This window comes from Methylobacterium sp. CCH5-D2, assembly GCF_001556475.1.
GTDB classification, from domain to species: Bacteria; Pseudomonadota; Alphaproteobacteria; order Rhizobiales; family Beijerinckiaceae; genus Methylobacterium; species Methylobacterium hispanicum.
In genome coordinates this window covers 1-6,956 of record NZ_LSIX01001105.1, presented here as the reverse complement: position 1 = coordinate 6,956, position 6,956 = coordinate 1, and the positions used below count along the sequence as shown (strand labels likewise).

The 6,956-nt window shown below is 74.4% G+C and carries 8 protein-coding genes; 4 read left to right on the top strand and 4 right to left on the bottom strand.

The genetic code is table 11. The features are described 5' to 3' along the window. The first annotated feature begins 107 nt into the window (after positions 1–107). From cdd to deoA, 4 genes are read left to right on the top strand one after another with little or no spacing between them, the layout of a single operon-like run. Positions 108–545: a cytidine deaminase gene (gene cdd / locus AX737_RS29735; protein ID WP_066927626.1), complete on the top strand. Its 438-nt coding sequence runs from the start codon at positions 108–110 to the stop codon at positions 543–545. Further along, positions 538–1,359 carry a purine-nucleoside phosphorylase gene (locus AX737_RS29730; protein WP_066927624.1) on the top strand — a complete coding sequence of 274 codons (822 nt, stop codon included), beginning with the start codon at positions 538–540 and terminating at the stop codon, positions 1,357–1,359. Before cdd ends, AX737_RS29730 begins: the two co-directional genes overlap by 8 nt. Continuing rightward, positions 1,356–2,090 carry a deoxyribose-phosphate aldolase gene (gene deoC, locus AX737_RS29725; protein ID WP_066927622.1) on the top strand — a complete coding sequence of 245 codons (735 nt, stop codon included), beginning with the start codon at positions 1,356–1,358 and terminating at the stop codon, positions 2,088–2,090. The genes AX737_RS29730 and deoC overlap by 4 nt, the downstream gene beginning before the upstream one ends. After that, positions 2,087–3,379 (top strand): thymidine phosphorylase, encoded by a 1,293-nt coding sequence (gene deoA / locus AX737_RS29720; protein WP_066927620.1) that lies wholly within the window; start codon positions 2,087–2,089, stop codon positions 3,377–3,379. The genes deoC and deoA overlap by 4 nt, the downstream gene beginning before the upstream one ends. A 206-nt stretch (positions 3,380–3,585) precedes the next feature. Here the strand turns inward: deoA and AX737_RS32740 are convergent, their stop codons facing one another. The 4 genes from AX737_RS32740 to AX737_RS29700 all read right to left on the bottom strand — a co-directional run. Next, a complete protein-coding gene (locus AX737_RS32740; RefSeq protein ID WP_082773376.1) occupies positions 3,586–3,906 on the bottom strand; it encodes a hypothetical protein in 321 nt (106 codons plus the stop codon). Positions 3,907–4,019: 113 nt separating this feature from the next. Then, positions 4,020–5,309 (bottom strand): hypothetical protein, encoded by a 1,290-nt coding sequence (locus AX737_RS29710; protein WP_066927616.1) that lies wholly within the window; start codon positions 5,307–5,309, stop codon positions 4,020–4,022. Between the two features lie 60 nt (positions 5,310–5,369). Continuing rightward, positions 5,370–6,317 carry a protein-glutamate O-methyltransferase CheR gene (locus AX737_RS29705; RefSeq protein ID WP_066927614.1) on the bottom strand — a complete coding sequence of 316 codons (948 nt, stop codon included), beginning with the start codon at positions 6,315–6,317 and terminating at the stop codon, positions 5,370–5,372. Further along, a partial coding sequence (locus tag AX737_RS29700; protein ID WP_197430771.1) for a CheB methylesterase domain-containing protein occupies positions 6,314–6,956 on the bottom strand: 643 nt, incomplete at its 5' end. The genes AX737_RS29705 and AX737_RS29700, both read right to left, overlap by 4 nt.

Below are 6,956 nucleotides of genomic sequence, written 5' to 3'. Positions count from 1 at the left end.
GTATAAGAGACAGGCCCTGCACCCGCCAAAGGTCTCGACCTTTGGAATCCGGGACATACCCCCATGCGGCCCTCGACAGCCCGGAGGACGGGTGCGAAACAGCCTCCATGCGGGCTGATGACCGAGAACCTGAACCGCCGGGCGAGGCGCCCCTCGACGCGCTGTTCGCGGCGGCGCGGGCCGCGCGCGAACGAGCCCACGCGCCCTATTCCCGCTTCAAGGTCGGCGCGGCCTTGAGCGACGAGCAGGGCCGGGTCCATGCCGGCTGCAACGTGGAGAACGCGGCCTACCCGGTCGGCACCTGCGCCGAGGCCGGGGCGATCGCCGCGATGGTGGCGGCTGGCGGCACACGGATCCGCGCGATTCTGGTGCTCGGCGAGGGCGACGGCCCGGTGACGCCCTGCGGGGCCTGCCGCCAGCGGATCCGCGAGTTCGCCGAGAGCGCCACGCCCGTCCACGCGGCCGGGCTCGATGGAATCCTGGCGAGCTTCACCCTGGAGGCGTTGCTGCCCGCCTCGTTCGGCCCGGAGACCCTCGGTGGCTGAGATCGCCGCGCGGGCGGCGGAGATCCTGCGCGCCGCGGGGTTCGGGGGGCCGCACGCCTGCGCCGTCGTCACCGGCACCGGGCTCGGTCGCGTCGCCGGGATCCTGGAGGAGCCGGGCGCTCTCTCGTACGGCGAGATCCCGGGTTTCCCGCAGCCCGGCGTGACGGGCCACGGCGGTCGGCTGCACCGCGGCCGGATCGCGGGACGTTCCGTCCTCGTCATGGAGGGGCGCGCCCACCCCTATGAGCGGGGCGAGGCCGCCGCGATGCGCCTGCCGCTCACGGTGCTGCGGATGCTGGGTGTTGAGCGGCTGCTCCTCACCAACGCCTCCGGCTCGCTGATGCCCGAGGCCGGCCCCGGCAGCCTCGTGATGCTCGCCGACCACATCAACCTGTCGGGGATGAATCCGCTGATCGGCGAGCGCGACGACGCCCGCTTCGTGCCGATGAACGCGGCCTACGACCCGGACCTGCGCGCGCGCCTCGCCAGGGCCGCCGCTGCCCGGGGCCTGCCCCTGCGCGAGGGCGTGTATGCGTGGTTCTCCGGCCCGAGCTTCGAGACCCCGGCGGAGGTCCGCATGGCGGGCCGGCTCGGGGCTGACCTCGTGGGCATGTCGACGGTGCCGGAGGTGATCCTCGCCCGCTTCCTCGGCCTGCCCGTGGCGGCGGTCTCGGTGGTCACGAACTGGGCCGCGGGCATCGCGGGCGGCGCGCCGCACCATGTCGAGACCCAGTCGGCGGCCCGCGCCGCCGCGGACGACCTCGCCGGCCTGATCCGGGCCTTCGTCGCCGATTTTCCGGAGACCGCCCCGTGACCGCTCCCATCGACGCCGCCGTCGCGGCCCGCGCGCTGCCGCTCCTCGACCTCACCGATCTCGGCGACGCCTCCACGGAGGCGTCGGTCGCGACGCTCTGCCGGGACGCGCGCGCGGGCGCCGTCGCGGCGGTCTGCGTCTGGCCGCGCTTCGTCCCGGTCTGTCGGCGCGCGCTGGAGGGAAGCCCGGTGCGGATCGCCACGGTGGTCAACTTTCCCGAGGGCGGCGAAGACGTCGAGGCCACCGTCGCCGAGACCCGCGCGACGCTGCGCGACGGCGCACAGGAGATCGACCTCGTCCTGCCCTACCGCGCCCTGCTGCGCGGCGATGCGGACACGGCGCAGGCGATGGTCGCGGCGGTGCGGGCGGCCTGCGGCCCGGCCTGCCTCAAGGTGATCCTGGAGACCGGCACGCTCGCCGAGCCGGGGACGGTCGCCGCCGCGAGCCGGCTGGCGCTGGCGGCGGGCGCGGACTTCATCAAGACCTCGACCGGCAAGAGCCCGGTCTCGGCGACCCCCGAGGCGGCCGAGACCATGCTGGCGGCGATCCGCACATCCGGCCGGCCCGCCGGCCTCAAGGTCTCGGGCGGCCTGCGCAGCGTCGCCGACGCCGCGACCTATCTGGCGCTGGCCGACCGCTTGATGGGGCCGGGCTGGGCCTCGCCGACGACGATGCGCCTCGGGGCCAGCAGCCTCTACGGCGCCCTGAAGGCGGCGCGGGAGGCGGCGTGAGGCTCCCGCAGGAGACGATCCGGCGGAAGCGCGACGGTGAGGGACTCGACGCGGCCGAGATCGCGGACTTCGTCGCGGGCCTGACTGACGGCCGCGTGACCGAGGGGCAAGCCGCCGCCTTCTGCATGGCGGTGTTCTTCCGCGGGCTGACACTCCCTGAGCGCGTGGCGTTGACCCGGGCGATGACGCATTCGGGCACGGTGCTCGCCTGGGACCTGCCCGGCCCGGTGCTCGACAAGCACTCGACCGGCGGCATCGGCGACACGGTGAGCCTGCCGCTCGCCGCGATGGTGGCGGCCTGCGGCGGCTACGTGCCGATGATCTCCGGGCGCGGGCTCGGCCACACCGGCGGCACGCTGGACAAGCTCGCCAGCATTCCGGGCTACGACGCGGTGCCGGGGCTCGGCCGCTTCCAGGCGGTGGTGCGGGAGGTCGGCTGCGCCATCATCGGGCAGACCGCTGAGCTGGCGCCCGCCGACCGGCGCCTCTACGCGATCCGGGACGTGACCGGCACGGTCGAATCCCTCGACCTGATCACCGCCTCGATCCTCTCGAAGAAGCTCGCGGCCGGCCTCGACGGGCTCGTCATGGACGTGAAGGTCGGTTCGGGCGCCTTCATGGCGGGGCTGCCGGAGGCGCGCGCGCTGGCCGAAAGCATCGTCGCGGTGGCGACGGGGGCGGGCCTGCGCACGGTGGCGCTCGTCACCGATATGGACGCGCCGCTCGCCTCCGCGGCGGGCAACGCGGTCGAGGTCGCGTACGCCCTCGATTATATGTCCGGGCGGCGGCGGGACGAGCGCTTCCACGCGGTGACCCTGGCGCTCGGCGCCGAGATGCTGGTGGCCGGCGGCCTCGCCGCCGACACGGCTGAGGCCTCGGGGCGGCTCGAGGACGCGCTCGCCTCGGGGCGGGCCGCGGAGCGGTTCGGCCGGATGGTCGCCGCTCTCGGCGGGCCGGCGGACCTCATGGAGCGACCGGAACGACACCTTCCGGCGGCGCCCGTGGTGCGACCGGTGCGCCGGGACGGGCCGGTCGCCGGGATCGCGACGCGGGAGATCGGGCTCGCGGTGATCGGACTCGGCGGCGGCCGGACCCGGCCGGAGGACGGGATCGACCCGCGGGTCGGCTTCACGGACCTCGCCCGACCCGGCGAGGCCGGCGACCTCATCGGAATCGTCCACGCGGCGGATGCCGCGGCGGCGGACCGGGCGGAGGCGGCCCTCAGGGCGGCCTATCGCGCGGGCGAGGCGGCGCCTGAGGGCGCCGCCGTGTTGGAGCGGATCGGCTAGAACATGATGGGGGGACAGTGGAAGCCGATTTCGCGAGAATAGCATGCGAAGACGGTAACCTAGAGCCTGCTGCCGCTTCCGTGGAAATGCAGAAGGCTCTAAAGCATCGTCCCGAAAGGTGGCGTCCGCCTTTCGGAAAAGATGATGCGAAAACAAGAGGCTGGCTGGATCCCGTATCCAGGCCGATGCTCTAGATCCCGCGGCGCCTACCAGCCGCCGTGATGGTGGCGATGGCCCCAGCCGTGATGGCGATGGCCCCAGTGCCGGTGATGATGGTGGTGCCCCCAGCCATGGTGGCGATGGCCCCAGCCGCGGTGGTGGTGATGCCCCCAGTGGCGGGGACGATGGTCGTGGTGGTGACCCCAGCCGTACTGTACCGGCGTGATGCCGTCCGCGGCCGCGATCGGCGCGGCGGCGAGCGGCGCGGCCTGGGTGGCGGGCGCCGCGGCGAGGAGCCCGCCGGCGAGCGCGAGTGCCACCAGCGCGCGGCGGCCGAAGGAACGGGATGCGGGCTGCGTGGTCTGCACGGGCGCTCTCCTGATCGTGTCGGAGCCGGCGTCGTTGCCGGCCGATGCGGAAGAGACTGGCGCGGCCGGCCTGAACACCGGCTGAGGCGGTCGTACAGGATTCCGTCGCCGCCTCAGCCGCCGGGCGGCGCGCCGAGCAGGGCGAAGGCGAGCGGCGCGCCGGCCAGGAACGCCAGGATCCCGCGTCGCGCCCGGCCCTCCGGCAGGCCGGCGACAAGACAGGCGCAGCCCACCGCCGTGATCCCCGCGAGCGGCAGGTAGTAGCGGGGATAGGCGTCGAGCCGCCAGCCGGTCGCGAGGTGGTTCAGGTAGCCGAACCGCACATGGGCGGCGAGCACGAGGCCGATCGCCGCCCAGCCCGCCACCGCCAGCGGGTCGAGCGGCCCCGCGCGCCCCGCGCCGAGGCGGGCGAGGGCCGCGCCGGCTCCCGCGAGGCTCAAGCCCATCAGAGCGAGCGGCAGGGCGAGCGCAGCGGTTCCCACGGGGCCCGGCTCCGTCAGGACCGGCATGAACTGCACGGCGAACAGGGCGGCGAAGTTCGCGAGGTAGGCGGGGAGCCCGAGGCGCGCGCCGTCCCAGCCGGCCTCGCGGGCGCCGTCCCGCATCATCGCGAGGTGCCCCGGCACCTCGGGCACCGGGCTGCCGTATTGCGCGAGGAGAACCGCGTAAGGCGCGGCGGCGAGCGCCAGGGCGAGCGCGGCGGCGATCAGCGCGGTGCCCGGGAGCCGCCCCCGCACGACGAGCCGGAGGAGGACCGGCCCGGCGCAGCCACCGATGAGGAGAAGCGCGGTGAACTTCGCGAGCCCGGCCGCGACGACGCCTGCCAGCACCGCGGCGAGCCAGGCGCGGCGCCCCCCGCAGAGCAGGCGCTGGAGGCCGAGGACGGCGAGCGCGCCGCCGAGGATCGCGAGGTTGTCGTTGTTGACCGCGCCGTTCAGGGCGAGCGCGGTCGGGATGGTGACGAGCGGGATCGCGTAGGCCCAAAATTCGGGCCGGGTCCGGGCGAGCCCGGCGGCGAGCAGCAGCAGCGCGCCCATCGCGGCGGTGGCGAGCCCGACATTGATCAACCGGAGAACCGGAAGTGCCGCCGGGTCCGCGCCGATCGCGGGGCCGAGCCGGGCGAGCGCCGCGTAGTAGGCCGGCGGGTGGTTGAGGTAGTTCGGCAGGTCCGTCGGCGCGAGGCTCGCGGGATCGAGCATGCGCAGGGCCCGGAGATCCGGCCAAGGCGCGCGGTCGCGCTGGATCTGCGCGACGTAGGAGACGTGAGCGACCTCGTCGAAGCCCTTGGCGATGTCCTTGCGCAGGGCGTTCGCTACCCCGCCGAGGCCGAGCAGCAGCACGAGCAGCAGAAGGATGCCGCGGCCCGCCACGGGCCCCGGGGCGGCTCTGTCGGGCGGCGCCATGCGGATTGTCCGAACTCCCCTCCCCTGCCGCGGCCCCGGGGGACCGCGGCAGGCCGGCCCCTATCGCCCGGCCGCGGCGCGAAGCGGTGCCAGGGCCGAGGCCGGGGCCAGGACCGGCGGTACCGGGGGACGCGCCTGCATCGCGGCGGGGGCCGCGAGAGGCGCGGCGAGCGGCGCCGCGGCCGCGCGCTGGCCGGCCGCGGCGTGGCCGTAGACACCGCGATGCTCCGGGTTCGGCTGAAGCCGGTCGGTCAGGCCGATCACGGTCTCGGCGGCGCCGAGCACCAGGGCGCCCTCGGGTGCGAGGCAGGCGGCGATCCGGTTGAGGATGTCGGCCTTGGTCGGTGCGTCGAAGTATATCAGCACGTTGCGGCAGTAGACCACGTCGAACTGGCCCAACCCGTCGAAGGCATTTAACAAGTTGAGCTGCCGGTAATCGACCATCGCCCGCAGGCTCTGGGAGATCTGCCAGCTCTCGCCGACCTGGGTGAAGTGCTTGATCAGCCACTGCACGGGCAGCCCGCGCTGCACCTCGAAATGGCTGTAGATCCCGGCTCTCGCCCGCTCGATCACCTCGGTCGAGAGGTCGGTCGCCACGATCTCCACCTGCCAGCCGGCGAGCCGGGGGGCGGCCTCTTGGAGGAGCATCGCCAGGGAATAGGGCTCCTGGCCCGTCGAGGCCGCCGCGCACCAGATCCGCAGCCGGCGCCGGCCCGCGTTGCGCTGGAGCGCCTGCGGCAGCAGCACGTCGCGGAACAGGTCGAAGGGAACCCGGTCGCGGAAGAAGAAGGTCTCGTTGGTGGTCATCGCCTCGACCACGGCGCGCTCGGCGGCGGCGTCGCGGCCGAGCTTCAGCACGGCCACGAGGTCGTGCAGGTCGCCGAGGTTGAACCGGCGGCAGACCGGACCGAGGCGGCTCTCGACGAGGTAGCGCTTCTCCGCCGTCATCGCGAGGCCGGAGCGCTGCTTGAGGAAGCCGCGCAGGAATTCGAAATCGCTCTCGGTCATGCCGGCTGCCCCGTGATCAGGCCGCGGAGGGCCGGGCCGATCTCGGCCAGCGGCAGGACGGCCTGGGCGAGCCCGGCCTTGGCGACGCTGCCGGGCATGCCCCAGACCGTGCTGGTCGCCTCGTCCTGGGCAAGCACGGGTCCGCCCGCATCCACCAGCGCGCGCGCGCCGTGGGTGCCGTCCGAGCCCATGCCGGTGAGGATCACCGAGACGGTGGCGGCCCCGAAGATCTGGGCGGCGTCCTTGAACAGCACGTCGACCGCCGGGCGGCAGAAGTTCACCGGCGGGCCGTCGTCGAGGCGGATCACGGGGTCGCGGCCCGCTCCGCCCACGAGGCCCATGTGGCGCCCGCCGGGCGCCACGTAGATGCGGCCGGGCTGGAGCGGCTCGTCGGCCTTGCCCTCGGCGGCCGGCAGGCCGACCCGGGCGGCGATGTGCTCGGCGAAGACCGCGGTGAAGATCGGCGGCATGTGCTGCACGATCAGCGTCGGCAGGCGCCTGAGCGTCGCGGCCCCGATCTTCTCCAGCACCTCGTTGACCGCGCGCGGACCGCCCGTCGAGGAGCCGATCAGCAGCACGCGGGGCGTGTTCGGCCGCGCCTTCGGCCGCAGGGTGAAGGGGGCGGACAGGCGCGAGACC

Bases quoted from the DNA above. Each gene is read 5' to 3' on its own strand.
- cdd (WP_066927626.1), top strand. From the start codon at position 108: ATGCGGGCTGATGACCGAGAACCTGAACCGCCGGGCGAGGCGCCCCTC.
- AX737_RS29710 (WP_066927616.1), bottom strand. From the start codon at position 5,309: ATGGCGCCGCCCGACAGAGCCGCCCCGGGGCCCGTGGCGGGCCGCGGC.
- AX737_RS29705 (WP_066927614.1), bottom strand. From the start codon at position 6,317: ATGACCGAGAGCGATTTCGAATTCCTGCGCGGCTTCCTCAAGCAGCGC.